General features: G+C 60.6%; 22 protein-coding genes. 15 read left to right on the top strand and 7 right to left on the bottom strand.

The annotated features are described in order from the left end of the window. The first annotated feature begins 4 nt into the window (after positions 1-4). Complete coding sequence (locus M6G53_RS00340) at positions 5-1,915, top strand: hypothetical protein (RefSeq protein ID WP_253328245.1); 1,911 nt, start codon at positions 5-7, stop codon at positions 1,913-1,915. Beyond that, positions 1,896-3,323 carry a hypothetical protein gene (locus tag M6G53_RS00335; protein ID WP_253328244.1) on the top strand — a complete coding sequence of 476 codons (1,428 nt, stop codon included), beginning with the start codon at positions 1,896-1,898 and terminating at the stop codon, positions 3,321-3,323. The genes M6G53_RS00340 and M6G53_RS00335 overlap by 20 nt, the downstream gene beginning before the upstream one ends. Positions 3,324-3,383: 60 nt before the next feature. On the opposite strand, the gene M6G53_RS00330 is transcribed toward M6G53_RS00335, so the two are convergent. The 5 genes from M6G53_RS00330 to M6G53_RS00310 form a co-directional block, all read right to left on the bottom strand. After that, on the bottom strand, positions 3,384-4,097 hold the full coding sequence (locus M6G53_RS00330; RefSeq protein WP_253328243.1) for a flagellar brake protein: 714 nt from the start codon (positions 4,095-4,097) through the stop codon (positions 3,384-3,386). A gap of 76 nt (positions 4,098-4,173) precedes the next feature. Further along, positions 4,174-4,956 (bottom strand): N-formylglutamate amidohydrolase, encoded by a 783-nt coding sequence (locus M6G53_RS00325; RefSeq protein ID WP_253328242.1) that lies wholly within the window; start codon positions 4,954-4,956, stop codon positions 4,174-4,176. A 101-nt stretch (positions 4,957-5,057) separates the two neighbouring features. Continuing rightward, positions 5,058-6,779: an ornithine lipid synthase OlsF gene (gene olsF / locus M6G53_RS00320; RefSeq protein WP_253328241.1), complete on the bottom strand. Its 1,722-nt coding sequence runs from the start codon at positions 6,777-6,779 to the stop codon at positions 5,058-5,060. Between the two features lie 152 nt (positions 6,780-6,931). Next, on the bottom strand, positions 6,932-8,593 hold the full coding sequence (locus M6G53_RS00315) for a DUF4091 domain-containing protein (RefSeq protein WP_253328240.1): 1,662 nt from the start codon (positions 8,591-8,593) through the stop codon (positions 6,932-6,934). 59 nt (positions 8,594-8,652) lie between these two features. After that, positions 8,653-8,937 (bottom strand): hypothetical protein, encoded by a 285-nt coding sequence (locus M6G53_RS00310; protein WP_253328239.1) that lies wholly within the window; start codon positions 8,935-8,937, stop codon positions 8,653-8,655. Positions 8,938-9,058: 121 nt separating this feature from the next. Here M6G53_RS00310 and M6G53_RS00305 point away from each other — a divergent pair, with 121 nt between their 5' ends. The 11 genes from M6G53_RS00305 (at position 9,059) to ogt (ending at position 20,035) form a co-directional block, all read left to right on the top strand. Further along, positions 9,059-10,312, top strand: coding sequence for an ABC transporter substrate-binding protein (locus M6G53_RS00305; protein WP_366519461.1), 1,254 nt, complete (start codon positions 9,059-9,061; stop codon positions 10,310-10,312). 78 nt (positions 10,313-10,390) lie between these two features. Further along, the gene (locus M6G53_RS00300) at positions 10,391-11,332 is read left to right on the top strand and encodes a carbohydrate ABC transporter permease (RefSeq protein ID WP_253328238.1); all 942 of its coding nucleotides are present in this window, start codon (positions 10,391-10,393) and stop codon (positions 11,330-11,332) included. Between the two features lie 10 nt (positions 11,333-11,342). Then, positions 11,343-12,161 carry a carbohydrate ABC transporter permease gene (locus M6G53_RS00295; protein ID WP_253328237.1) on the top strand — a complete coding sequence of 273 codons (819 nt, stop codon included), beginning with the start codon at positions 11,343-11,345 and terminating at the stop codon, positions 12,159-12,161. 21 nt (positions 12,162-12,182) lie between these two features. After that, on the top strand, positions 12,183-13,295 hold the full coding sequence (locus M6G53_RS00290) for an ABC transporter ATP-binding protein (protein WP_253328236.1): 1,113 nt from the start codon (positions 12,183-12,185) through the stop codon (positions 13,293-13,295). A 19-nt stretch (positions 13,296-13,314) separates the two neighbouring features. Next, positions 13,315-14,598 (top strand): Gfo/Idh/MocA family protein, encoded by a 1,284-nt coding sequence (locus M6G53_RS00285; RefSeq protein ID WP_253328235.1) that lies wholly within the window; start codon positions 13,315-13,317, stop codon positions 14,596-14,598. 17 nt (positions 14,599-14,615) lie between these two features. Then, the gene (locus M6G53_RS00280) at positions 14,616-15,521 is read left to right on the top strand and encodes an ROK family protein (protein ID WP_253328516.1); all 906 of its coding nucleotides are present in this window, start codon (positions 14,616-14,618) and stop codon (positions 15,519-15,521) included. Positions 15,522-15,852: 331 nt separating this feature from the next. Further along, positions 15,853-16,623, top strand: coding sequence for a transcriptional repressor AgaR (gene agaR / locus M6G53_RS00275; protein ID WP_038880262.1), 771 nt, complete (start codon positions 15,853-15,855; stop codon positions 16,621-16,623). A 24-nt stretch (positions 16,624-16,647) separates the two neighbouring features. After that, the gene (locus M6G53_RS00270; RefSeq protein ID WP_253328234.1) at positions 16,648-17,814 is read left to right on the top strand and encodes an SIS domain-containing protein; all 1,167 of its coding nucleotides are present in this window, start codon (positions 16,648-16,650) and stop codon (positions 17,812-17,814) included. A 9-nt stretch (positions 17,815-17,823) separates the two neighbouring features. Then, on the top strand, positions 17,824-18,678 hold the full coding sequence (locus M6G53_RS00265; RefSeq protein WP_253328233.1) for a tagatose bisphosphate family class II aldolase: 855 nt from the start codon (positions 17,824-17,826) through the stop codon (positions 18,676-18,678). A 307-nt stretch (positions 18,679-18,985) separates the two neighbouring features. Beyond that, complete coding sequence (locus M6G53_RS00260; RefSeq protein ID WP_253328232.1) at positions 18,986-19,297, top strand: YmdA family protein; 312 nt, start codon at positions 18,986-18,988, stop codon at positions 19,295-19,297. A 219-nt stretch (positions 19,298-19,516) separates the two neighbouring features. Then, positions 19,517-20,035, top strand: coding sequence for a methylated-DNA--[protein]-cysteine S-methyltransferase (ogt, locus tag M6G53_RS00255; RefSeq protein WP_253328231.1), 519 nt, complete (start codon positions 19,517-19,519; stop codon positions 20,033-20,035). Positions 20,036-20,043: 8 nt separating this feature from the next. Here the strand turns inward: ogt and M6G53_RS00250 are convergent, their stop codons facing one another. Together M6G53_RS00250 and M6G53_RS00245 are read right to left on the bottom strand one after the other, a co-directional pair. Continuing rightward, complete coding sequence (locus tag M6G53_RS00250) at positions 20,044-20,571, bottom strand: glycine zipper family protein (RefSeq protein WP_253328230.1); 528 nt, start codon at positions 20,569-20,571, stop codon at positions 20,044-20,046. Positions 20,572-20,587: 16 nt separating this feature from the next. Continuing rightward, positions 20,588-20,926: a hypothetical protein gene (locus tag M6G53_RS00245; protein ID WP_253328229.1), complete on the bottom strand. Its 339-nt coding sequence runs from the start codon at positions 20,924-20,926 to the stop codon at positions 20,588-20,590. Positions 20,927-21,319: 393 nt separating this feature from the next. Here M6G53_RS00245 and fnr point away from each other — a divergent pair, with 393 nt between their 5' ends. Continuing rightward, complete coding sequence (gene fnr / locus M6G53_RS00240) at positions 21,320-22,084, top strand: fumarate/nitrate reduction transcriptional regulator Fnr (protein WP_004938278.1); 765 nt, start codon at positions 21,320-21,322, stop codon at positions 22,082-22,084. A 127-nt stretch (positions 22,085-22,211) separates the two neighbouring features. Beyond that, positions 22,212-23,174 (top strand): universal stress protein UspE, encoded by a 963-nt coding sequence (gene uspE / locus M6G53_RS00235; protein ID WP_073533313.1) that lies wholly within the window; start codon positions 22,212-22,214, stop codon positions 23,172-23,174. Positions 23,175-23,198: the final 24 nt, after the last annotated feature.

The following is a 23,198-nucleotide window of genomic DNA, read 5'->3' as shown; positions in this document are numbered from 1 at the left end:
CACCATGACCGATCGCAACGCAGTGTTACCCGCGGCATGGAACGCCCTGGTCAACGCCCTGTGCAAGGAAGCGCCCCATTTGCAAAACACGCTGGCCCCGGACGTCGCCCGCTTCAGCCGGACGAAGGCGACGCCCGGCAGTTTGTCCGCCGCGTTTACCACCAGCCTGCTCGGTTATAACGGCAGCCCGCTGGAGTTCACCGTGTCGTCGGCCAAACCGCAGGGGCTCGCCTGCACGCTGGATCCCTTCTTACCGCGCTATGCGCAGCAGCGCGGCGCCGGCCCCTTTGCCCGACACTGTCAGGCGATCACCGCAGCCCCGCTCGCCGATCCCGCCAACAGCCTGGAGACGGTGCGACGCATGCAATGTGCAAGCGTTCAGCCGCTGCGCTTCGGCGCCTGGCTGGGGCGAAAATACACCCCGGACGCGATCAAAACCAAGGTCTATGTTGAAACCCCCGCCGACATGGCGGCCGCGCCCGATGGCTTGCAAGGGCCGCTTACCGCCGAGGCCCGCCGCGCGGCGGGCTTGACGCTGCTGATGGTGGGGTACTATCCGGAATCTGCCGACTCTCCGCGCGAATATTACTACCAGTGGCACAGTGCGCGGATCACGCGTGACGATATCCTCGCCGTCATGCGGCTGTTCGAAGGAGAAAGCCGTTTTTCCGCGCTGATGCCGCTGCTGGACCGCGCGCTGCAGCAGCAGGACAGGCGGGACTTCCCCCCGACCACCTACGGATTCAGTCTGGGATACGCGCCGGACGGCAATCTGGAGAGTTTTACGCTGTTCGCCATGGCGGCCCGTTTTTTCGGCGACAACCGCCGCGTTTTCGACGGCATCAACGCGCTGCTGGCGCCCGATGGTCAAGCCGTGCCGCTGCTTAACCGCGTGGTGAGCGAGCAGGTTCCGTTGCAGTACAACGTCGTCGGTTTTTCCTGCGATCGCCAGGGCAATCGCAGCGTCAGCTGCACGTTCAGCCCGCAAAACGCGCCTTTCGAAGCCATGCCGTTCAAAGCGCGTGAAGCGGTGCCCCCTGCACCATTGCGACTGGAGGAGCTGTTGGCGCAGCAGTGTGCCAGCGGCGCCTTTCCCTCTCATGTCAGAACGCCGGATGGCCGCTGGCACAAGGATGAAAATGCTTTTGTCACCGCCCAGGTGCTGCGCACGCTGGATTATACCGCCCAGACTGCGCCCCATATCGAGCTGGCGCTCGACTTCTTGCTCGGTTGCGAGAGCCGCCCGCACCACTTCCATTTTTGGCCTGCCGGCAAACACCCTACCTGGATGGCGGGCCAGCGGATCGACGCTGACATCGACGATACCGCCATTATCACTGAACTCTTGTATCGATTTCATCGGCGCTCGTTGACGCAAGCCAGGCAGACGCTGGCGCAGATGCAGGCTTATCAGGTACAGCGCGTCGAACGGCGGCTGAAGACGACGCCCTATCCCTGGGCCGAGTGTTACGCCTTTCACACCTGGATGAAAGACGACGGCGATATCACGCAGCTGGACTGCTGCGTGAATACCAACGCGCTGATTTTAATCCATGCGTTGACCGCCGCTCACAGCAGCCCTCCGCCGGCCTATCCACGCATTATTCAAATGCTGAATCAGGCGGTAAGCTGGAGCGACGGCGATTACAACCGCCTCAACGCGTTAACGCCCTATTATGCCCACCCGCATGAGTGGCTGAGTACGCTGGAATACGCCAGGCAGCGAGGGGTGCCGCAGCTTGCACCGGCGATCGATGCGCTGGCCGCCTGGCGCTTGCCGGCGACCAACGACGAAAGCCCGCTCTATCGCCGTCACGACGGTCATTTTCTTTGGACTTCCGCCTGCCTGAACCAGTTCCGACATCTGGCACGCCTCTCTTTCCAGGGGGATCGCGATGAACACCTTTCTCAATGATTTGGTGACGTTGAACAAGGTCATTTTGGACAACGCGTGCGAACAGTTTCCCGACGCCGAAGCCCCCCGCCTGCGCTACCGCGCCGCACCCGCGCCGGTAGCCGACGAACTGCTGGCCGATGTTTGTACCGAAGTCGTCTCGGGAGAGACGCGCTATCGCATCGCCACCCGCAGTGACGGTACGCGCTGGCAGATGACGGTGGATTTCGCGCTCAGCCGCGCCGTTCAGCAGGTGCCCTACGTGGTGCTGACCTTCAGCACTTTCGGCAAGGTTGAAGAAATGATCTTCGAACAGGTTTTGCTGGACGCCCCGCCGACCCGCTACCGTGCCCAGCTCGACCTGGAGCGCCTGGAACAGCGTGACGCGCTGCTGCGAGCGCTGTCGGATTATGACTCGCAAACCACGCTGGTGGTCGCCATCGTCACCGATAACGGACTCCTCAACACCATCACCTCGCCGAAAGTCTTCTACTTTGCCGAGAACTACTATCCCTATATCTATCAGGGCATCCTGCCGCCGCCGCCGCGCCTGCAGCTGATCCTCACGCCGCTGGCCTTCGGGCATCTGTGGTACAACTACTATCAGGACTATGTACGAAAAAACTATCTTTATTACCTGCCGGATACTTTCCTGCTGGCGACCAACGCCGACGACGACGACAAGCCGATGCTGTCTATCTCGTTTTCTGCAGCGCCGCACGCGACCTCGCTCAACGATGTCGAGGTGACGTTCGACTATTTCCTGTCGCCCAAGGTCAATCAGGCGCGCATCGGCAACGCCACCGCACAGTTCACGCAGATGCAACCGGACGGCAAGCTGGCACCGTTCGCCAACGCGGACACCCTGACGCTGTTGCTGGGGCTGCCGGACGGCAAAACGGAGGAAAAAAACGCGCTGATCAATCTGCAGAGCGGCATCGTGGATTCATTCACGCTGCCCGCCAGCCAATTTGGATTGATTTGGGACGCCTTCTTCGAACGGTCGCCACAAAATCTGCTGCTCAAAGGGTATCTGGCGGTGCAGTTCACCGGCTTCAACCCGGATCATCTGCCCGTAGCGCTGGCGCTGGACGCCAGATACCAGGACAGGCTGCCGGACTTCATCAAGCAATCCGCACCGGCGGACATCAATAAGACCGTGGAATTCCGCAGCGACGCCGGCGCCTACGATCCTGCCGGGCCGCGGCCGATCAAGCGCATGCTGGTCAGCATCGGCAACCAAACCATTGAGCTGGACAAGAAGCACCCCGTTCAATCGGTTAACGTGAAGATCTCCGTGCTGGAACTGATCCTGCATCCGGACAAGAAGCTGGTGTATCACTACGATTTACAGATTATCTACGTCGACGGCGGCAAAAACGCCTCCTACGACAATACGTCCAGCTTCGAGATTATTTACGTCCCCTGAACGGGGAAAGAATGGCGGCGCGGCCGGGCGGCATCCAGCCCGGCGCGCCGGAACAGAGGATCAGCGTTTTTTCTTCTTGTTGAAATCCAGCTCGAAGGCGAACACCGCGCTCTGGATTTTGCGCTCCATCGCCAGGCCCAGTTTGAGGAAGCGGCATGACAGGCGCGAGAAGTGTACCACCTGGTCGTGGTCGTCAGTTTCCTGATCGTCGTTGACCACCACCAGCTCCATGTTGACCTTGAAGCTGCCGTAGCTGCCCAGATCCAGCTGCGCTTTCTTGAACTGCAGGCCCGGCTGGAAGAATTCCGGCAGCGGGCCGTCGAAGCGCAAACCGACGCCGCCGGCGGAGAGATCGTGGATCCGCAGCTCATAAGGCGTGCCGTCCGGGTATTCGCCGGTACAGAAGAATTGACGCCAGTGCGGCGTGGTGATGCGGAATTGGCGACGGCGCTGGATGTAGACCAGCTCCTGCGGCAGGCGGGTCGAGCAGGCCTGCACGCCCTGGTGCTCGGTCAGCTCCGCCTGACCGACGGAAAATTCAATCTTGGCATCGTTGCTTTCAATCACGATGGTGCAGGCGCCGTCGATGGCGTTTTCCGCTTCCTCACCGCTAAACACGATATTGTCCGGCCCGACGCTCAATAACAGACTTTGAAACCGGCGCTGCTGATTTTCTACGCGCAGCGGCGTGCGTTGTTTGCAAATTTCACGCAGAATCGCCAGAACTTCAAAACGCTCCCGTTTGATAAACAGTCCGTTATCGCTGTGCTCCACACGTCTCTCCTGACTTTTTTTCTAATAACGTCTTACGAATTCCTTACGGTTATCATCTCTGGGAATATTCCTAAAGTCAAATTTGCCAGCGTTGCCAGGCCTGCGGCAGCAGGCGCGCGAAACGTTTCGCCCATGCCTGCTGCCCTCCTTCGTCGGCGATCAGATCCTGGCGAATTTCAATGCCGACGTAAGGCAAACCGCGGCGCTCCGCATGAACCGGCAACGTGTAGTCGGTGGCGTCCGTCATCGCATAGGGTTCGTTAATCCCCACCTGCAAATCGCCCTCTTCACGCAGCAGCTCGGCCAGCAGATGGGCGAATTCCGGGTAGCGGTTAAACAACAACCCCACCTGCCAGGGACGCGATTCCCCTTTGAACACCGGCGTAAAGCTGTGCATGGCGATCACCGCCGTCGGCAATTCACGCCGACGGCGTTGCCCCAGATGCTCGTCGATAGTCTGGTGATACGGCCGAAATACTTCACGCTCGCGCGCCTGGGCGCGGTCGGCGTCGAGAACGATATTGCCGGGGATCGGCGTCAGCTCCGACAACGGCGGGATCGAGCTGGCGATGCCGGGAGTGCGATTGCAGTCGATCACCAGCCGAGAATAGTGCTGATGGATCAGCGTGGCGTCCAGCTGGCGGCTCAGATGGCGCGACACGCTCAACGCGCCGATATCCCAGCCGATGTGACGTTCGATCTCCCCCGGCGGCAGGCCGAGATCGCCGAGGGACCGCGGTATCGCCTTACCGGCGTGATCGCACAGCAGCAAAAACGGCGCTTTGCCGTGCGGGATTTCGACGGCGACGGCGGGCGGTTCATCGGCAGACAACAGCGGCGGGGTAAACGAGTGAGGCATGCAAGGCTCCGGCGGTGGAAAGCAAAACGATTATCGTAGCGCTATCCCGTCGCCGGCCCCAAGGTCGTGCTTAGATCAAAAAGGCATGAGCCAGACACCAGTCATGCCGTCTCGGCTGGCTGCGGCTGATGCACCGCGATGTAACGCTGATAGCGTGACGGCTTGAGCCGCGTGGTATCCACCAGCACCAGTCCGTCGATGCAGTTGTTGAATGCCGGATCGGTGCCGAAGTCGATAAACTGCACCCCGCCCGGTTCGCACAGTTCGGTGTACTGTTTGTACAGCGTCGGGATCGAGCAGCCGATGTTGCTGAGCAGGCTCTTCAGCCGTACCAGATCTTCCTGGTAGTTGTCCCCGGCAAACTGCGCCAGCACCTGCGGCAGCGACGCCGGATAAGGCCGGCGCGACTGCGCGAAGGCGTGATCCGGCGAGAAATAGAGCCGATAGAAGGCGATCAGCAGATCGCGCGCCGCCAGCGGCATACCGCCGGAGATCGACACCGGGCCGAACAGGTAGCGGTACTGCGGGTATTTCGACAGATAGGCGCCGATGCCCAGCCACAAATAGTCCAGCCCGCGTTTGCCCCAATAGGCCGGCTGAATGAAGCTGCGCCCCAGCTCGATGCCCTGCGCCAGGATCGGTTCCATATCGCGGTCGTAATGGAACAGGCTGTTGCTGTAGATGCTTTCCAGCCCTTTGCGTTCGATTTGTTCGGCGGTGGGAATAAAGCGATAGGCGCCGACGATCTCCAGCTCCTCCTCATCCCACAGCACCAGGTGGTAGTAATCGTCGTCGTAGCTGTCCAGATCGCGGCGGCGGCCGGAACCTTCCCCCACCGCGCGGAACGCTATCTCTCTGAGCCGCCCCAGCTCCCGCAGGATCGGCGTACGCGCTTCGTCATGGCGGCGATAGAGGTAGATGGTTTTACCGTCCGGCGTCACCCCCAGCCGTTCGCAGTTCGCCAGCGCCTTTTTCAGCTCCAGGCGATCTTCCGGCAGCGCGATCGGCGATTCGCTGGCGAACAGCCCCGGCTTGCCCTGCCCCAGGCGATACACGTGGCGGCGAAAACGCTCCGCCAAATCTTTGGCGCTGGTGTGGCCGTCGTGCCAGTTGGCGAACGGCACGCGGCCGCCGATGCGGATTTTGATGCGCCCGCCCCGCTGCTGGAACATTTCGCGCACCAGCAGCAGCGTCGACAGCGGCCGGTAAACCAGTGAGGTAAAGTAGAACAGGTTGCTGTTGCGCGCGCTGATGTGGATCGGCACGATCGGCGCGCGCGCCTTGGCGGCCAGGCGCAGAAAGCCGGTATGCCAGTGGCCGTCGCGGATGCCTTTCGGGCTCATGCGCGACACCTCGCCGGCCGGGAACAGGATCAGCGCGCCCTGATTGTCCAGCTGCTGCTGCATGCCTTCAATCTGCTTGCGGCTGGTTTTATATGCGACGTTATCCACCGGCACGAACAGGTTGCGCAGCGGTTCGATGTAGGTCAGCAACTGGCTGGCGACCACTTTCACATCCGGGCGCACTGCGGCGACGGCGCGCAGCAGCACCAGGCCGTCGAGCGAACCGATCGGGTGATTGGCCACGAGCACCACCGGCCCCTGGCTCGGAATATTTTCCAGATCGCCGTCCACCAGCTCGCAGCTGAGGTTGAAGTAGTCCACCACCTGCTCGATCAGATCGAGCCCTTTCAGGTGGGGGTAGTCGGCGGCGAACTGTTTGAATTCTTTTTCGAAGAGAAGGGTTCTTAGCAGGCTGCGCTGCCAGGCAGGGGTATTGCGGTGTGGAAATGCATCTTGCAACAGAGAATCCAGGCTGAACATCGTGTTATCTCCTGACGTAGTCGCTGCAAACTTAAGCCAGAGCCGTGACCCTGACGTGTCATTTACATGACAAAAAAATGAATCCATTGATTATCAGGTATAGCAAATGCTGGCGGTTTGGGGGAGAAAGACGTGTTTTTCCCCCATCGGTCTTATATCAGCGCTTCGATGCGGCGGTTCACCGCTTCGCGCAGGCGCAGCAGCGGTTCCGCCTGATGCGGGTAGCGTTTGAAGGTGATGCGCATGCCCAGCTCGCGTTCGATCAGCGCCTCCACCGTCGCCCGGTCGGTCAGACTCTCCAGCAGCTGCAGCGCGCGCATATCCTGCAGCCCCTGGTGCAGCACCCGCAGGCGCAGCGACTCCACCGGTTGCAGATCCTCGCCCGGATAAACCACGAACGGATCGCCGGAGGGAAACGCATGGCCGCTGTCGGTCACCGCGTACGGATTGATGCGTTCGCGCGAATGGGCACTGTTATAGAAGTTGAATCCCCAATGCAGGAAGCCGGCGATGCGGTACAGATACAGCTGCACGCCCAAGATGCGGTTGCGTGCCGAAGGTTGGGCGAAGAAGCGGTTGGCGACCTCGGTTTTCTGCACGCAGCAGTAATAAGCCCACAGGCCAGGCACCCGGTGTTCGATAAAGGGCTCGATATGATCGGTCGCCGCGACCGGAGTTTCCACCAGGCCTTGCTGATAGAAAGCGAAATCCGACAGCGCATCGAAGGTGCGGAAACCGTCCAGCAGCGGCCGCAGTGCGGCACTGGCGCGGCGGTAGGCCGCCAGGTTGTCCAGCGTCGGCTCATCGGAAACATGGAACCATACCTGCCGTTCCAGCCCCCGCTCGCGGAACCAGGCGGTCAATTCGGGCAGCAGCGCCTGCAGGAAACGCTGATACGGTTCGCCCTGCGCATCGGTGTGCCAGCCGAACAGTCGTTGTGGCTCGCCCTGCTCCTCCACCACGATCTTCGGCGCATGCGCCGCGCCCCATTGGGTAAACAGCGGCGCGATTTCGAAGTGCCCGATGCCCTCTTCCTGCGCCAGCGCCACCCATTGCGCCAGGCGGCTGAAGTCGAAGCCATACCCCTGCACCGAACGCGTCACCCTCACCAGCTGCACCGTGGTGCGCTCGCCGCCGACGGCGGTATCCAGCGGCGGGGTAAACAGCGGCGTCAGCAGCATATTGACCCCAGCCTGCACCGCACAGCGCACAAAGTGGCGCACCGCGCGCCAGTAATCCGGGCTGAACACCGCCAGACGGTAGTGATCCGCCAGGCAGTCGGTGTGCAGCCACTCGGTATGCAACAGCGTTTGCGGCGGCAACGCCGCCGGCACCAGATGCAGCGTCAGCGTGGCCTCGGCCAGCGCCTCGCCGCTCTGGGCATCCAACAGCCGCAGGGTCAATGGAAAGTCGCCGGCCAGTTGCGCGTCGGCCGGCGGCGTTAGGGTCAGCCACAGGCTGCCATAATAGCGGCAGGCAGCGAAAAAACGCCGTTGCGGCAGCGGCATCAGCGGATCGGGAAATAACCCCGGCTCGGTCGTCAGGTAATTCTCGTCGGTCTCACGATAACAGGGAAAACCGCTCGGTACCGATTGCACCTGGCGCACGCTGATATAATCCGCCAGCGGCCCATCGAGTTGATAACACAGCTCATGGCGGGTTTCGTTGCCCGGCGTTTGCAAACAGTACACCGCCTGCCAGGAAAGCACCTCGTTATTTAACCCGCTCAGCCGTTCCTCCACGGAAATAGGTGGCAGGCTGTGGCGATGAAATACCTTCTCCAGGCAATGGGTAAATACCAGAGACAGGCGCATGATGTTCTGCCCTCTTTATTTTCAATGAATAAACACGGTGAAATTCAGGCTAGCGCCTTTTATCGCCACAGACAATAGCCGGCAATAAAAATCGTTCCCACGCCCTTCTTTGACTGCCGCAACCCGATTTTTTTGTTTATTTGCATCACAAAAATGAAAGAAGCTGAGGCTTGCACAATAAAAATGTTTTTAATCCCCATTATGGTGCGAGGGTTATCAGTTATTCCTATGCCTGCGAGGGCCGCTAAATGCTGCGGCAACAGGGAGAAAACCCACCACAAGGTTAACAAAATGTGAATAAAAACACCTTTCACTTGGCCGTAAAAGCCTTTCGATTTTAACAACAATGAAACATTTACGCCCCATTTTTGGGCGTTCGGGGGTGTATTGACACATTGAAAGTTAAGGGATAGAAAGAATTTACGTTGCGAAAAACGTTATTCGTCGCTCACCGAGGGGAAAGCAATGTCACCGATAAAAAATACCGGACGCCTGCTGGCGCACTCTATTCTTGCCAGCGCATTATTATTACCCACCCTGCTCCATGCCGCAGATGAAATAACATTACGCTATGCCGTTTGGGACAGAAACCAATTACCTGCCGAACAGGAGATCGCCAAACGTTTTGAACAGGCCAATCCAGATATAAAAATAGAAATAGAATTAACACCCTCTGCGCAATATTTCGTTAAATTGGATTCTGCTGCCGCCGGCGGCGTGGCGCCGGATATATTCTGGATCAATATGCCTTATTTTGTGCAGTACGCCAAAAACGGCATTATGGAGCCGCTGGCGCCCTATATTAAGGACAGCGGCCTTAAGCTGGACGACGTGGTCACCAGTTCGGTGAAGGCCTACCAGTACGACGGCCAGCAGATGGCCATTCCGCGCGACGTCGACGCCATCGCCGTGTGGTACAACAAAAAACTGTTCGATCAGGCCGGCGTCAGCTACCCCACCAGCGACTGGGGCTGGGACGATCTGAAAAACAAAGCCACCGCCCTGAAAAGCGGGCTGAAAGGCGCCGCCTTCCCGCTGGTGATGGATCTCAGCATCGACGGTCAGGACAGCTATATGAACCTGCTGTTCCAAAACGGCAATCACATCGTGCCGAAAGACGGCCAGCCCACCGACATCGCCAACGACAAATCCATCTGGGTCTACCAGCAGCTGCAGGGCATGATGAAAGACGGCCTGATGCCGAGCGCCCAGCAAATGAGCGAAGTCAAAACCGAGAACATCTTCCAGTCGAACCGCGCCGCGATGGTCTATGCCGGCTCCTGGCTGGCGGCACCGTTCGCCAACAACCCGCTGATCAACGATCACATCGGCGTGGTGATGATGCCGAAAATCGAACGGCAGTCCGGCGTGGCGCACAGCCTGGCCTTCGCCATGTCGGCCAAAAGCGCCCACAAGCAGGCCGCCTGGAAATATATCGCCTTCATGAGCAGCGAAGCCTCGCAGGCGGAGCTGGCCAAGGTGGTGATCCCGGCCAACAAGACGGCGGCCAAGGTCTGGGCGCAGCAGATCCAGAAAGTCGACGTCTCGCCTTACATCCAGACCCTTGAAGTGACCCAGGCTTACCCCACCGCCGGCACCAATACGCCGAAATGGCAGAATATGTGGATCGCCAGCCTGAAGAAAATCTTTATGGGCGCGGACGCCAGGCAGGAAATGGACAAGTCGGTCAAGAAGATCGAACGCGTCATGGAGCAGTAATCGCCCCGCTGCGGCGCGCTACCCCGAGTGTGCGCCGCGCTGGACCCACGCTGAAAGTGATAGGTGAGGAATGGCAACATGTCGCTGGCAGAAACGGCTACGGTCACCCTGAAATCATCCCGGCGCACCGCCCGCCCCGCGCTCAATCGGCTCGAACGCGCCGAACGATTCTGGGGCTGGGTGATGATCCTGCCGCTGCTGTTGGGGGTCACGGTGTTTTACCTAATCCCCTTTTTGCAGAACATTTTTTACAGCTTTACCGATCTGAACCAGTTCATGCGCTGGAGCAGCATCAGCGTCGATAACTATCTCAACCTGTTCGAAGACGACGACTTCTACACCGCCGCCGCCAACACCCTGTTCTACGTGGTGGTGTGCGTGCCGATCAGCCTGAGCCTGTCGCTGCTGTTGGCGATCGGCCTCAACCAGAACATCCGCGGCAAAGGCCTGCTGCGCACCCTGCTGTTCCTGCCGGCGGTCACCATGCCCGCGGCGGTGGCCATGGTGTGGCAATGGCTGTTCAACAAGGACTTCGGGCTGATCAACCAGGCGCTGGGCCTGCTGCACATTGCGCCGATCGCCTGGCTGTCCGATCCGGACGTGGTGCGCATCAGCGTGTCCATCATCATCATCTGGTCGTCGCTGGCGCTGAAGATCATCATTTTGCTGGCCGGGCTGCAGAGCATTCCGCGCCAGCTGTACGAGGCGGCGGATATCGACGGCATCGGCACCCTGCGGCGCTTCTTCTGCATCACGCTGCCGATGATGGTGCCGACGCTGTTCTTCGTGTCGGTGATGAGCTTTATCGAGATCCTGCAAATCTTCGACGTGGTGTTCCTGATGTTCGACCGTGCGCTGGTGGAAAACGACGTGATGACCGTCACCAACCTGTTCTACAAGTACGCCTTTTACCTGCAGGAAAAAGGCTACGCCTCCGCCATCACCGTGGTGCTGTTCGCCGTTACGCTGGTGATCACCCTGATTCAAATGGCGATCGGCAAGCGCCTGAAAGTCAGCTGAGGAGCTGCACATGAACACAAGCAAGAAAACGCTGGTGTACCTGTTTATGGGGCTGGCGGCGCTGGCCTCGGTGGTGCCCTTTATCTGGATGCTGGTGACCTCGTTGAAAACCCAGGCCGAGAGCATCCAGATCCCGCTGACGCTGCTGCCGGCGCACCCCAGTCTGCAGGCCTACGGCCGGGTGATACACGAAATCCCGTTCGCCGGTTTTTATCTCAACTCGCTGCTGGCGACCTTCTTCACCGTCACCCTGCAGATGGCGATCGCCACCCTGGCCGCCTATGGCTTCTCGCGCCTGCATTTTCGCGGCCGAGACGCGGTGTTTCTGGTGTGCGTGTCGATCCTGATGGTGCCCGGCCAGGCGTTTCTGATCCCGCAATTCCTGGTGGTACAGAAGCTGGGGCTGGTCAACAGCATCACCGGGTTGGTGCTGCCGGGCATTTTCAGCGTCTACGCCACCTTCCTGCTGCGCCAGTTCTTTCTGGCGGTGCCGAAGGAGATGGAAGAAGCGGCCTTGATCGACGGCTACAGCTACTTCGCCATCTTCTGGCGCATCATGCTGCCGCTGATCCGGCCGGGCATTATCGCCTGCGTCATCATCAACGGCCTGTGGAGCTGGAACAACCTGATGTGGCCGCTGATCGTCAATACCACCACCGAGAAGCTGACGCTGCCGGTGGGCCTCGCCTCGCTCTCCAGCCGCGCCGGGGTGGAATACCCGCTACTGATGGCCGGGGCGCTGATGGCGGTGATCCCGATGCTGATGCTGTTCATTATTTTCCAACGCTATTTCATCCAGGGCATCGCCAGCGCCGGGGTGAAAGGCTAACGCGCAGACAAGGTAAACGACATGGCCGGAATTCAGTTAAACAGCGTTAAAAAAGTCTACCCCAACGGTTTCCACGCGCTGCACGGCGTCAATCTGGAGATTGAGGACGGGGAATTTATGGTGTTCGTCGGCCCGTCCGGCTGCGCCAAATCCACCCTGCTGCGGATGATCGCCGGGCTGGAGAGCGTCAGCGAGGGGCAGATCTTGATCCACGATCGCTGCGTCAACGACAGCATGCCGAAGGATCGCGGCGTCGCCATGGTGTTCCAGAACTATGCGCTGTACCCGCACATGACGGTGTACAAGAACATGGCGTTCGGCCTGATCGGCAAAGAGAGCAAGACCGAGATCGACCGCCGGGTGCGCGACGCGGCGGAAAAGCTGGAGATCACCAACCTGCTGCAGCGCAAGCCGGGGCAGCTCTCCGGCGGCCAGTGCCAGCGGGTGGCGGTCGGCCGCGCCATCGTGCGCAAGCCCAAGGTGTTCCTGTTCGATGAGCCGCTGTCCAACCTCGACGCCAAGCTGCGGGTGTCGATGCGCGTGCAGTTGATCGAACTGCACAACCAGCTGAAGCAGGAAGGCGCCGCCGCCACCATGGTGTACGTCACCCACGATCAGGTCGAGGCGATGACCATGGGCGATCGTATTTGCGTGATGAACCGCGGCGCCATCATGCAGGTGGATAAGCCCATCAACCTGTACCACCACCCCGCCAACCGTTTCGTCGCCGAGTTTATCGGCAGCCCGTCGATGAATCTGCACGATCTGGCGCTCGTGCGCGACGGCCAAACGGTGCGGCTGCGCATCGGCCCGGAACACCAGCTCACGCTGCCGCCGGTGCTGCAACGGCAGTTGGTGGACTACCCGCATGTGCGGGTGTGCCTCGGTATCCGGCCGGAATCCCTGCGGCTGTGCGCGCCCGGCAGCGCCAATTGCTTCCCGGCGCAGATCGTCACCATCGAGCGCATGGGCAACGAGGAGCTGCTGCACTGCGAACTGGCCGACCTGCGTTTCGTGCTGCGCATGGCGTCGCTGCCGGACTGGGAGCCGCGCCTCGGCGAAAGCGTTCATCTGGCCTTCGATCTGACGCGCGCGCATTTGTTCGACGAGCTCAGCGGCCAAAACCTCAAATAACAACAGCGGAGTATCAGCAATGTCGTCAACACAACCCAACAACGTTGCCCAGCGCCCGGTGCGGGTGCTGGTGGTCGGCGCCGGCGCGCGCGGTGAAATCTACTCGCGCTATGCGCTGGCGCACCCCGATTTGATGCAGGTGGTGGCGGTGGCGGAACCGCGCGCCGCTTACCGCGAGCCGTTCGTGGCACAGCACGCCATCGCGCCGGAAAACGTCTTCCTCGACTGGCGTCAGGCCGCCGATGCCGGCAGGCTGGCCGACGCAGTGCTGATCTGCACCCAGGATCAGATGCATCTGGAGCCGGCGCTGGCCTTCGCCCGCCAGGGCTACGCCATGCTGCTGGAAAAGCCGCTGTCGCCGGACGCCGACGAGTGCCGCGCCATCGTCGCCGAGGTGGTGCGTCAAAAGCTGATCTTCTCGGTCGGCCACGTGCTGCGCTACACGCGCTATACCCAAAAGCTCAAGCAGCTGCTGCGCGACGGCGCGATCGGCGACATCGTCAGCCTGCAACACCTGGAGCCGGTCGGCTACTGGCATCAGGCGCACTCCTTCGTGCGCGGCAACTGGCGCAACGATCGGCAGGCCGCCTTTATGCTGCTGCAGAAATCCTGCCACGACATCGACTGGATCCGCTACGTGATGGAGCAGCCCTGCGAGCAGGTCAGCTCTTTCGGCGGCCTGCGCCACTTCCGCCGGGAAAACCAACCGGCCGGTGCGGCGGACAACTGTCTGGATTGCGCGGTGGAGGCATCCTGCCCCTATTCCGCCAAACGCATCTATCTGGGCGACGACCACAAGGCCACGCCCGGCTTCCTGCGCGTGCTGACGCCGGAACCCGACCAGACGACGCTGCGGGCGGCGCTGCGCGACGGGCCCTACGGGCGCTGCGTCTACCGCTGCGACAATAACGTGGTCGATCATCAGGTGGTCAACATGCAGTTCGCCGGCGGCCGCACCGCGTCGTTCACCATGACGGCCTTTACCCGCCACGAAGATCGCCACACCCGCATCTTCGGCAGCCGTGGCTGCCTGGAGGGCGACGGCCGCCATATCCGCATCACCTCGTTCCTCGACGACGGTGAAACGCATTACGACACCGACGCCGGCCAGGATCTGCACGCCATGGCCGGCCACGGCGGCGGCGACTACTACCTGATGCAGCACTTTATCGCGGCCATTCGCGCCAACGATCCGAACCAGGTACTGGCCGGCCCGGCGGAAGCGCTGGAGAGCCACCTGATGGTGTTCGCCGCCGAACGCGCGCGCCGCGAAGCGGCGGTGATCGCCCTGAACGGAGCCTGACCATGAGCACGAGAGAGATGCGTTACGGCTTCGACATCGGCGGCACCAAGATTGAAATGGCCGCTTACGATCGCCGGCTCAATCGGGTGCTGCTCCAGCGCGTGCGCACCCCAACCGGCGACTACGGCGAGTTCGTGGCCTGCATCGCCGGGCTGGTCGAGCAGGCGGACCGCGAGCTGCATGCGCGCGGCAGCATCGGCATCGGTTTGCCGGGGATCACCGACCCTATCAGCCGCCGCCAACTGGCGGTTAACGTGCCCTGCCTGACCGGGCATTGCCTGGCGGATGATTTGACGCAGGCGCTGGCGCGGCCGATCGCCATCGAGAACGACTGCCGCTGCTTCGCGCTGTCGGAAGCCAGCACGCCGCAAACCGCCCATTTGCCGCTGGTGTTCGGCGCCATCATCGGCACCGGCGCCGGCGGTGGCCTGGTGGTGAACCGGCAACTGCACAAGGGGCGCAACGGCCTGGCGGGCGAATGGGGCCATATGCCGATCTCCGCCCAGCTGGCACAGCGTTACGATCTGCCGCTGTTCGGCTGCAACTGCGGGCTGACCGGCTGCTTTGAACGCTACGTCTCCGGCAGCGGGCTGCTGGCGCTGAGCCGCCACTTTGCCCATCCGGCCGCCGACGTGCCGGCGCTGATCGCCAGCTATCGCGCGGGGGATACGCTCGCACAGTGGCTGATGACGATTTACGTCGACATCCTGGCCAGCGCGCTGGCCGGTTTGCAGCTGCTGCTGGACGTCGATGCCTTCGTGCTGGGCGGTGGGTTGTCGAACGTCGGCGAGCTGTATCGGCTGTTGCCGCCGGCGATGCGGCGCTGGCTGCTGCCGGGCGTGGAACCGGCAGCGGTGTTCCCGCCGGTGCACGGTGACAGCAGCGGCGTGCGCGGCGCGGCGCTATTACCCGCGGCGGCATAAAAAACAGTGAAAGCCCGGCGGCTGCCGAATTATCGCCGCGGCTTTCGTCACCCAAAGCCCGAATGAATTAATACCGCGAATTGTCGCCTGAAAAATAACGAATTTGCCGTTTTCACTTTGCGTTAACACCGCTTTCGGTTGCCGCTAAACTGAAAGCAAAATTAAATATAAACAACTGATAGATATGGATATTTTAAAATTAATCGATTGCATTTCAGTATTTCGTTTGCTGTAATTCGCCACGAACAACTGAAAGCGCTCCGGTCGGTATCGCTGCGGCTTATTAAGCCGCGGTCGGGCACGGCTACAGGTAAATCAGGAGTCTGCGTTAATGATCAATACCGCAAAACGCCGGGAATTAATTATCGACCAGCTGTGCCGCGAAGGCTCGGTGCGCGTGGAACAGCTCAGCCAGCAGTTTTCGGTGTCCAGCGTCACCATCCGCAGCGATCTGCGCCAGCTGGAAAAGCACGGCTGCGCGGTGCGCGCTTACGGCGGCGCCATGTTGAACAAACAGTTCGCCTTCGATCGCCCGCTGCAGGACAAGGGCCGCATCAACCGCGACGTGAAACACGCCATCGCCTGCGCGGCGGCGGCGCTGATCGAAGACGGCGACGCCGTCATCCTCGACTCCGGCTCCACCACCAGCCAGATGGCGCCGCAGCTGGCGGGGAAAAAGGATCTGGTGGTGATGACCAACGCGCTGAACATCGCCTTCGAGCTGGCCAACAACGAGCAGATCGATCTGATGGTGGTCGGCGGCAGCGTGCGCCGCAAGGCCTGGTCGCTGTACGGCCCCGCCGCCGAGCAGCAGCTGCGCCAGTACCGGTTCGACAAGCTGTTTCTCGGCGTCGACGGTTTCGATCTGGCGGGCGGCATCACCACGCCGGATCCGGGCGAAGCACAGCTGAACCGCGTGATGTGCGAGGTGGCGCGCGAAGTGATCGCCATCGCCGACGCCAGCAAATTCGGCCGCACCAGCTTTTGCATGATCCGCGAAATCGGCCAGATCCACCGCCTGGTCACCGACAGCCGCATTCCGGAACACTATCTGCAGGCGCTGCACCATTTAGGGATCGACGTGATTATCGCCGACCGTTAACCGAGGCTTTTAAGGAGTGGCATCATGAACGCGTATTTCTCTTACGAGGCGGATTGGCTGAAGCAGCGCAACGCCTGGCACACCGCCGCGGAGATTTGGCAACAGCCGGATCTGTGGGCGGCGCTGCACCGGCAACTGCAGGAGCAACAGGCGCAGTGGCAGCCGTTCCTGGCGCCGCTGTTGGCGAATCCTCGGCTGCAAATCGTGCTGTGCGGCGCTGGCAGCTCGGCGTTCGCCGGCCGCGCCCTGGCGCCCTGGCTGCGCGAACGAACCGGCCGCGACGTGGCGGCCTACGGCACCACCGATATCGTCGCCAACCCGCGGCAGTATCTCTGTCCTGAGCGGCCGACGCTGCTGGTCTCCTTCGCCCGCTCGGGCAACAGCCCGGAGAGCGTGGCGACGGTGGAGCTGGCCGACCAGCTGCTGCCGGAAAGCTATCACCTGATGCTGGTGTGCAACCCGGACAGCCGGCTGGCGCAGTATGCGCATCGGCGCGACAACGTCTGTTCGCTGGTGATGCCGCAAGGCTCCAACGATCAGAGCTTCGCCATGACCTCCAGCTTCAGCTGCATGATGCTGAGCGCCGCGCTGCTGCTCGGCCCGGCTTCGCTCGAGGCCACCCAGGCGCCGCTGAACGCCATGGTGCAGCGCTGCCGCGAACTGCGCGAAACGCTGCAGCCGCAGGTGAAAGCGTTGGCCGCCAGCGGTTTTCGCCGCTATATCACCCTCGGCGCCAGCTGCTTCACCGGCCTGGCGGAAGAGGCCTCGCTCAAGATGCTGGAGCTGACCGCCGGCCGCATCGTGACGCGCCACGACTCACCGCTCGGCCTGCGCCACGGCCCGAAATTCATGGTCGACGACCAGACGTTGGTGGTGTTGATGTTCTCCCACGACGACTACGCGCGCCAGTATGACCACGATCTGTGGAACGAGCTGCAGCGCGACGGGCTGGCGAGGCAATTGGTCGGTTTGACCGGCGAGCCCCAGGCGCCGGCCAATGCCCTGCTGCCTCTGCACCAGGCCACGGACGATATCTGGCTGCTGTTCCCGTATCTGCTGTTCACCCAAATGCTGGCCTTCGAGAGTTCGCTGGCGCTGGGGCTGCCCCCGGACAACCCTTGCCCGACCGGCGAGGTCAACCGGGTGGTGAAAGGCGTAACGATTTACCGTTTTCCTTCCCCTGTGCTGTAAGGAGATGCCATGTATCTGATAGCCAACCGAGAAATGCTGCTCAAGGCGCAGCGCCAGGGTTACGCCGTGCCGGCGTTTAACGTCCACAATCTGGAAACCGTGCAGGTGGTGGCGGAAACCGCCGCCGAGCTGCGCTCGCCGGTGATCATGGCCGGCACGCCCGGCACCTTCAGCTACGCCGGCACCGACTACCTGATCGGCATCTGCCAATCGGCCGCGCACCGCTACGATCTGCCGCTGGCGCTGCATCTGGATCATCACGAAGAGCTGGACGACATCGAACACAAGGTCAAAAGCGGCATCCGCTCGGTGATGATTGACGCCTCCCATCTGCCGTTCGAGCAGAACATCGCCAAAGTGGCCGCTGCGGTCGCCTTGTGCCACCGCTACGGCGCCAGCGTGGAGGCCGAGCTGGGCCGCCTGGGCGGGCAGGAAGACGATCTGATCGTCGATACGGCAGACAGCTTCTATACCGACCCGCTGGCGGCACGCGAGTTCGCCGCCGCCACCGGCATCGATTCGCTGGCGGTGGCGATCGGTTCCGCCCACGGCCTGTATCACGGCGAGCCGAAGCTGGACTTCGAGCGCCTGGCGCTGATCCGCGAACAGGTGGACGTGCCCCTGGTGCTGCACGGCGCCTCCGGCATTCCGGAGGCGATGGTCAAACGCGCGATCTCGCTCGGCGTCTGCAAGGTCAACGTCGCTACCGAATTGAAAATCGCCTTCGCCGACGCGGTGAAAAGTTACTTTTCCCAGCACCCGGATGCCAACGATCCGCGCAAATACATCGTCCCCGGTAAGCTGGCGATGAAAGAAGTGGTGGCAGAAAAGATCCGCATCTGCGGCAGCAGCGGCATGCTGTAACCCCGCGCTCGCCCCCGGTTTCAGTGGCTGCACCACGGGGGCGAAAACATCCCGCCATTTCCCGTTTTCCTGAGAGAACGATCACAGCCTTTTACCCTGCCCGCATCGGAAATCATTAACCAGTCTTCACTATGATCCAAATCATGGTTTTACTCATCCTACCTCCCTATTATCAAATTCATTGAATGCAGGCAGTAGGATTCTTGCCCATTCGTTTTTTATTTCGCCAGGCGGAATAGCTTATTTGATGAAAACAAGCGTGCTTGTTTTTTAATTGGCAGTGTTTTTACCCTGAAAGGAACAGCGTATGAACCATTACTTTGCCGTATTAAGCGCATTGGTCATTCTGCCCTTCGCTCTGCAAGCAAAACCGCTTTCCGACAGCCAGGCCGCCTCCGGCGTCGTGCGCTTCACCGGCGCCATTACCACCCCGGCCTGCACCATCAAACATCAGAATGAACAGCTCATCTCCAGCTGCTTCGGTATCGTGTCGGGAAACCAGAACGGTTATATTTCATCTTCGTTAAAAGAGATGCCAAAAGAATTGGTTTCTGCCGTCACCAGCGAACTCGTTAATAACGACCCTCGTTTAAAACGCGTGGTCATCAGCTATAAGTAACCCAAAAGTGTTAATGCTTGATGGAAGAATAAGCAGGCCACAACGGGTCTTGATGACTTATAAATTTATTTTATAAATTTAACCCGCAATGACTACCCGTCTTACCGTGAGCCGACGATTCGGGCAGCCCTACGGTTGCCCATCAGCATGTCCGAAATCCGCCATCGCTTTCTCCGCTTTCATGCAATAATCGCCTTACCAAACCGAGGAGTGATCCAGATGCAGACTTTTTTGATTGATCGTACCGCGACGCCGGTGGGAGAACTGGTGCTGATTGCCGATGAGCAGGGGCGCCTGCGGGCGATTGACTGGACCGATCACGAAGCGCGCCTGATGAAGTTACTGAACACCCACTATCGCGCCGATCGCTTCACGCTGCGCGAGCAGCGCGACCCCAGCGGGCTGACCGACGCGATGCAACGCTATTTCGCCGGCGAGTTGAGCATTATCGATCGGCTGCCGGTGATGACCGCCGGCACCGAATTCCAACGCACCGTGTGGCAGCAGCTGCGCCAGATCCCGTGCGGCGAGATCCTGACCTACGGCCAGCTGGCGCAGCGCATCGGGCGTCCGACCGCCTCGCGCGCGGTCGGCATGGCCAACGGTTCCAATCCGATCAGCATCGTGGTGCCCTGTCACCGGGTGATCGGTTCCCAGGGCGCGCTGACCGGCTATGCGGGCGGCGTGCAGCGCAAACAGTGGCTGCTGCAGCACGAAGGCTATTTGCCACAGGATTGACTTTCCCGCTAACGCGGCACATAGTCCGGCGGGACGCCCCCAGCCGGCGCAGCGGGATAATAGTCCGGCGGCACCGGCGATGACGGCGTTTCACTATAACCGTAAGCCACCGGCACCTTATTGCCTTTGGCATACATGCATTGCGTGTACACCGTGTCGTAACGATCTTGCAGATCGTCGCTGCTGCGCCAGGCCGAATTATTGGCCATCGCACTGCCGACCAGTAAACCGCTTCCCGCGCCGATCAGCGCACCCGGCCCGGCATGACCGGACGCCGCGCCGATCAGCGCCCCCGCCGCCGCGCCGACGGCCGTCCCCGCCACCGCCGTGCCCGTCGCCGAATTGGCTGCCGTTTGCGCGCCGCCGCCGAGGCTGTTTTGCGCATAGCCGCGGCACATGGCCTCATCGCGATTGAACTGTTCGTAACTTTTTCCCGTGCCGGGCAGCACGGTCACCTCCGGCCCCGAAGGCGGAGAAACGCAGCCGGCCAACAGTCCAGCCAGCGCCAATATCGGGAAAGCAAAAGAGTGTCTCATCGCGCACCGCCTTGAATTACCGGGATAATGAACCGTCTGGCACCACTTTCATCCAGCCGTCGGGGCAACGCGGCACCTGCGGGTAATAGCCCGCCGGGCGGCGACAATAGTAGGCGTAATTCGGCGCCTTCTCGATATAGGTTTGCGGCGGCGGCGGTGTGACATACACCACCGGCGGCGGCGCGTAATAGGCAGGCGGCGGCCCCCAGGGTACGCCGATCACGACACGCGGGCCGTAATAGTAACCGTGTCCATAGCCATAGTAGCCGTGGCCATAATAACCGTGAGCCAGGGCGGCGGCGCTGGCTGTCATCAGCACTCCGGCGGCCGCCATCAACAATATGCGCTTTTTCATCATTCGCTCCTGAACAGGATTGTTCGCCTGCCTTTCTGATGCTCAGGATAACGCTGGCGCGGCAAGGCTTTACGGCGATGATTGGGATAAATGCGACAAGCTTTCGCCAGCAAATGTGTCAAAGAATGATTGATGCACGCCGCTAAAATTCGCCAGCGCGCACCGCGGAGGCCGCCCATGACGATCGTCGCGCTTCATGCCACCGGCAAGGCAAGCGCACGTTGCGCACAAGTGCCAAATAAATCTAGTGACTTCAGTGCGATACAGAACAATCGGCGGCATGTGTGCACAAAATTCGCACACAATACCCCTATTCATGCTAATGCCACCCTTATCAGCTGCGGCAAAAGATGTTAAAATTGACTCATATCAATTATTGAATGAGCGTAATCTATGATCCCGGAAAAACGCGTGATTCGTCGTATCCAGTCTGGTGGTTGTGCGATCCATTGCCAGGACTGCAGCATCAGCCAGCTGTGCATTCCTTTCACCCTTAATGCTCACGAGCTGGACCAGCTCGACAACATTATCGAAAGGAAAAAGCCCATCCAGAAAGGCCAGACCCTGTTCAAGGCCGGCGACGAGCTGAAATCGCTGTACGCGATCCGTTCCGGGACCATCAAAAGCTACACCATCACCGAGCAAGGCGATGAGCAGATCACCGGCTTCCATCTGGCGGGCGATCTGGTGGGCTTCGACGCCATCGGCGGCCTGAAGCACCCGAGCTTCGCCCAGGCGCTGGAAACCTCGATGGTGTGCGAAATCCCGTTCGAGACCCTCGACGATCTGTCCGGCAAGATGCCTAACCTGCGTCAGCAGATCATGCGGCTGATGAGCGGCGAGATCAAAGGCGACCAGGACATGATCCTGCTGCTGTCGAAGAAAAACGCCGAAGAGCGCCTGGCGGCGTTCGTGTACAACCTGTCGCGCCGCTTCGCGGAGCGCGGCTTCTCACCGCGTGAGTTCCGGTTGACCATGACCCGTGGGGATATCGGCAACTACCTCGGCCTGACGGTGGAAACCATCAGCCGCCTGCTGGGCCGCTTCCAGAAAAGCGAAATCCTCAGCGTAAAAGGCAAGTACATCACCATCGAAAACGCCGACGCCCTGTCGGTGTTGGCCGGTACGCCGCGCATCAACGTGACCGTCAACGCCTGATTCCCCCGCCGGATCAACATTTCACCGAAATTGTTGATCCGGCACCGCTTCTGTTGTTGTTCTGTTTTTCAATGTTGGGTTACTCTGTAAATTAACAGACTGTTGATTTCAGCTGTAAGGAGGCCCTATGGCGAAGTATCAGAATCTTCTGGTGGCTATTGACCCCAATCAGGACGATCAGCCGGCATTGCGTCGCGCCGTGTACCTGGTAAAGCGGAACGGCGGGCGCATCAAAGCCTTCCTGCCCATTTATGACTTCTCTTACGAAATGACGACCCTGCTCTCCCCGGACGAAAGAACGGCAATGCGGCAAGGCGTGATCGGCCAGCGCGCCGCCTGGATCAACGAGCAGTGCCGTTTCTATCTCAATGAAGGCGTACCGATCGAAATCAAAGTGGTCTGGCATAACCGCCCCTTCGAAGCCATCATTCAGGAAGTACTCTCCGGCCAACATGACCTGCTGCTGAAAATGGCGCACCAGCACGACCGGCTGGAGTCGGTGATCTTCACGCCCACCGACTGGCACCTGCTGCGCAAATGCCCTTGCCCGGTGTGGATGGTGAAAGACCAGCCCTGGCCGGAAGGCGGCAAAGCGCTGGTGGCAGTCAACCTGGCCAGCGAAGAGCCCTATCACGATCCGCTGAATATCAAACTGGTGCAAGAAACCGTCGAACTGGCGCAAAACGTCAACCAGACCGAGGTTCACCTGGTCGGCGCCTACCCCGTAACCCCGATCAACATCGCCATCGAGCTGCCCGACTTCGATCCGAGCGTCTACAACGACGCCATTCGCGGCCAGCATCTGATCGCCATGAAGGCGCTGCGGCAGAAATTCTGCATTAAGGAAGAGTTCACCCACGTGGAAAAAGGCCTGCCGGAAGAGGTGATCCCCGATCTGGCCGAGCACCTGCAGGCCGGTGTGGTGGTGTTGGGCACCCTGGGCCGCACCGGCATTTCGGCAGCCTTTATCGGCAATACGGCGGAACATGTGATCGATCATCTGAAATGCGATCTGCTGGTGATTAAGCCGGAGAACTTCAACTGCCCGATCGCGGCGGATGAAGATGATGAGCATGACGACGAAGATTAAGCGTTAACACCACTCTTAAACCGC

Origin of the sequence: Serratia nevei (assembly GCF_024160145.1) — a bacterium.
Lineage (GTDB): Bacteria > Pseudomonadota > Gammaproteobacteria > Enterobacterales > Enterobacteriaceae > Serratia > Serratia nevei_A.
The sequence above is the reverse complement of the archived record's forward strand: the minus strand, read 5'-3'. Positions and strand labels throughout refer to the sequence as shown.

Coding starts and splice junctions, on each gene's coding strand:
- M6G53_RS00265 (WP_253328233.1), top strand. CDS start 17,824: ATGTATCTGATAGCCAACCGAGAAATGCTGCTCAAGGCGCAGCGCCAG.
- M6G53_RS00245 (WP_253328229.1), bottom strand. CDS start 20,926: ATGAAAAAGCGCATATTGTTGATGGCGGCCGCCGGAGTGCTGATGACA.
- M6G53_RS00250 (WP_253328230.1), bottom strand. CDS start 20,571: ATGAGACACTCTTTTGCTTTCCCGATATTGGCGCTGGCTGGACTGTTG.
- M6G53_RS00340 (WP_253328245.1), top strand. CDS start 5: ATGACCGATCGCAACGCAGTGTTACCCGCGGCATGGAACGCCCTGGTC.
- M6G53_RS00295 (WP_253328237.1), top strand. CDS start 11,343: ATGAACACAAGCAAGAAAACGCTGGTGTACCTGTTTATGGGGCTGGCG.
- M6G53_RS00270 (WP_253328234.1), top strand. CDS start 16,648: ATGAACGCGTATTTCTCTTACGAGGCGGATTGGCTGAAGCAGCGCAAC.
- agaR (WP_038880262.1), top strand. CDS start 15,853: ATGATCAATACCGCAAAACGCCGGGAATTAATTATCGACCAGCTGTGC.
- M6G53_RS00260 (WP_253328232.1), top strand. CDS start 18,986: ATGAACCATTACTTTGCCGTATTAAGCGCATTGGTCATTCTGCCCTTC.
- M6G53_RS00285 (WP_253328235.1), top strand. CDS start 13,315: ATGTCGTCAACACAACCCAACAACGTTGCCCAGCGCCCGGTGCGGGTG.
- M6G53_RS00315 (WP_253328240.1), bottom strand. CDS start 8,593: ATGCGCCTGTCTCTGGTATTTACCCATTGCCTGGAGAAGGTATTTCAT.
- M6G53_RS00300 (WP_253328238.1), top strand. CDS start 10,391: ATGTCGCTGGCAGAAACGGCTACGGTCACCCTGAAATCATCCCGGCGC.
- olsF (WP_253328241.1), bottom strand. CDS start 6,779: ATGTTCAGCCTGGATTCTCTGTTGCAAGATGCATTTCCACACCGCAAT.
- ogt (WP_253328231.1), top strand. CDS start 19,517: ATGCAGACTTTTTTGATTGATCGTACCGCGACGCCGGTGGGAGAACTG.
- M6G53_RS00290 (WP_253328236.1), top strand. CDS start 12,183: ATGGCCGGAATTCAGTTAAACAGCGTTAAAAAAGTCTACCCCAACGGT.
- M6G53_RS00335 (WP_253328244.1), top strand. CDS start 1,896: ATGAACACCTTTCTCAATGATTTGGTGACGTTGAACAAGGTCATTTTG.
- uspE (WP_073533313.1), top strand. CDS start 22,212: ATGGCGAAGTATCAGAATCTTCTGGTGGCTATTGACCCCAATCAGGAC.
- fnr (WP_004938278.1), top strand. CDS start 21,320: ATGATCCCGGAAAAACGCGTGATTCGTCGTATCCAGTCTGGTGGTTGT.
- M6G53_RS00325 (WP_253328242.1), bottom strand. CDS start 4,956: ATGCCTCACTCGTTTACCCCGCCGCTGTTGTCTGCCGATGAACCGCCC.
- M6G53_RS00280 (WP_253328516.1), top strand. CDS start 14,616: ATGCGTTACGGCTTCGACATCGGCGGCACCAAGATTGAAATGGCCGCT.
- M6G53_RS00305 (WP_366519461.1), top strand. CDS start 9,059: ATGTCACCGATAAAAAATACCGGACGCCTGCTGGCGCACTCTATTCTT.